This is a genomic window from Rhodopseudomonas sp. WA056 (assembly GCF_010906995.1).
GTDB lineage: Bacteria > Pseudomonadota > Alphaproteobacteria > Rhizobiales > Xanthobacteraceae > Rhodopseudomonas > Rhodopseudomonas palustris_G.
In genome coordinates, this window is the sequence record NZ_QPFS01000234.1 from 1 (window position 1) to 2,276 (window position 2,276).

The window sequence follows — 2,276 nt, forward strand, 5'->3', positions numbered from 1 at the left end:
CGACCACCCTGACCGATCCTGCCCCGGCCACTCCAGCGCTCGCCGAAACCGGCGCCGTACTGCAGCCGCTGTGGGTGAGGGTGATGCACTGGATCAACGCCGCCGCGCTGCTGGCGATGATCATGTCCGGCTGGCAGATCTACAACGCCGCGCCGCTGTTCGACTTCCAGTTTTCACGCACGATCACGCTCGGCGGCTGGCTCGGCGGCGGCCTGCTCTGGCATTTCGCGGCGATGTGGGTGCTGGTGATCAACGGCGTGCTGTACGTCATGCTCGGTTTCGCCACCGGCCGATTCCGGCGCAGGCTGTGGCCGATCACGCTGTCGGGCGTGGTCTCCGATCTGTCGCAGGCGATCCGCTTGCGGCTGTCGCACGACGATCTCGGCCGCTACAATTCGGTGCAGAAACTCCTGTATGTCGGCGTGCTGCTGGTCGGCCTGGTGTCGGTGGCGTCGGGGCTGGCGATCTGGAAGCCGGTGCAGTTCCAGACCCTCACGTCGCTGCTCGGCGGCTACGATGCCGCACGCTATGTGCATTTTTTCGCGATGAGCGCGATTGTCGCGTTCTCGGCGATCCACATCGTGCTCGCCGCCCTCGTGCCCAAGGCACTGCGGGCGATGATTATCGGACGCTGACGACACCAGGATCTCTCCCATGCTGCGCATCAACAGACTGCTGATCCCGGGCGTCGACAAGAAGCTGCTGGTTCGCGACGCCGCCAGGCTGATGCCCGACGTGTCGCGGCGACGCTTCCTCGCCGGCGGCGCCAGCCTCGGCGCGCTGACGCTGCTGACCGGATGCGACGTCGTCGATGGCGCCTCGGCCGAGACGCTGCTCGCCAAGGTGTCGAAGTTCAACGACGCCGTGCAGGCAGCGATCTTCAATCCGAACACGCTGGCGCCGACCTTCAGCGAAAGCGACATCACCCGGCCGTTCCCGTTCAACGCCTACTACGCGCTCGACCAGGCGCCCACGATCGACGGCGGCGACTGGAAGCTGGAAGTGTCCGGCCTGGTCCAGAACAACAAGAGCTGGACGCTGCAGGAGCTGACGCAGCTACCCGAGGTGTCGCAGATCACCCGTCATGTCTGCGTCGAAGGCTGGAGCGCGATCGGCCAGTGGAGCGGCGTGCGGCTGCGCGATTTCCTCGAGCTGATCGGCGCAGACACCAAGGCGAACTACGTCTGGTTCCGCTGCGCCGACGATTACACCTCGCCGATCGACATGCCGACCGCGCTGCATCCGCAGACCCAGATGACCTTCAAGTTCGGCGGCGAGATGCTGCCGCGCGCCTACGGCTACCCTATGAAGATCCGGATCCCGACCAAGCTCGGCTTCAAGAATCCGAAATACGTCGTGTCGATGGAAGTCACCAACGACTACAAGGGCGGCTATTGGGAAGACCAGGGCTACAACTCGTTCAGCGGATTGTAGCGCACTCTCCCCTCGCCGGTGATTCCGGGGCACGCGCAAAGCGCGTGAACCCGGAATCCAGAGCAGCCCTGCGAACGGCCCCGCCGGGTGCCCTGAACGTCGGGATTCCGGGTTCGCGAGCTGCGCCCGCGCTCCGGAATGACACCTCGTGGAATCAACTCGCGCACCGCAGCGGTCGTTGAAACGCCGACAGCAGCGCCCCCAGCGCCAGCGTCGCGGCCGAGACGGCGAGCGCCGAGGACAGCGAGCCGATCGCGTCGGTGATGGCGCCGACCACCAGCGGGCCGAGGGTCTGACCGATGCCGAACGCGATCGTCATCGCGGCGATCGCGCCGGGCCAGGCCGCCTGCGGATAGTTGAAGCGGACGAAGGCGGTGGTCGAGGCCACCACCGCGAAGAACGACACCCCGAACACCAGCGCCGAGGTCGCCAGCATCAATGGCGACAGGCTGAACAGCGGCAGCACCGCGCCGACCGCATTGACCGCCAGGATGATGGTGGTCGACAGCCCGCCGCGATGCAGCGCCATCACCCGGCGCCACACCCAGGGCGTGACGAAGGCGCTGATCCCGATCAGGCACCAGAACGCGCTCTGGGCCGCTGCGCCGCCGCCGGCGTCGCGCACATAGGCGATCATGAAGGTCATGTAGGCGATGTAGCCGGCACCGAACATGAAGTAGCCGGCCAGATAGATCAGCACCGGCGCGATCCGGAACGGCGCGGCGCGGCCGCCGCCGAGCCCGGCATCGACCCCGATCGGCGCCAGCAGCCCCGGCAGCGTCATCGCGGCCGACAGCGCGGCAAGCACCAGCCAGCCGACCCACCACGAGCCGGGGCCGGCC

3 protein-coding genes are annotated in these 2,276 nt (G+C 67.1%); 2 read left to right on the top strand and 1 reads right to left on the bottom strand.

The genetic code is table 11. The features are described from left to right. Window positions 1-8 precede the first annotated feature (8 nt). Complete coding sequence (locus DU475_RS23660) at window positions 9-635, top strand: cytochrome b/b6 domain-containing protein (protein WP_164633502.1); 627 nt, start codon at window positions 9-11, stop codon at window positions 633-635. A gap of 19 nt (window positions 636-654) precedes the next feature. Further along, window positions 655-1,434: a molybdopterin-dependent oxidoreductase gene (locus tag DU475_RS23665; RefSeq protein WP_142883902.1), complete on the top strand. Its 780-nt coding sequence runs from the start codon at window positions 655-657 to the stop codon at window positions 1,432-1,434. A gap of 154 nt (window positions 1,435-1,588) precedes the next feature. Here the strand turns inward: DU475_RS23665 and DU475_RS23670 are convergent. Continuing rightward, window positions 1,589-2,276 (bottom strand): YbfB/YjiJ family MFS transporter (locus tag DU475_RS23670; RefSeq protein ID WP_164633501.1); only part of this gene is annotated, 688 nt, incomplete at its 5' end.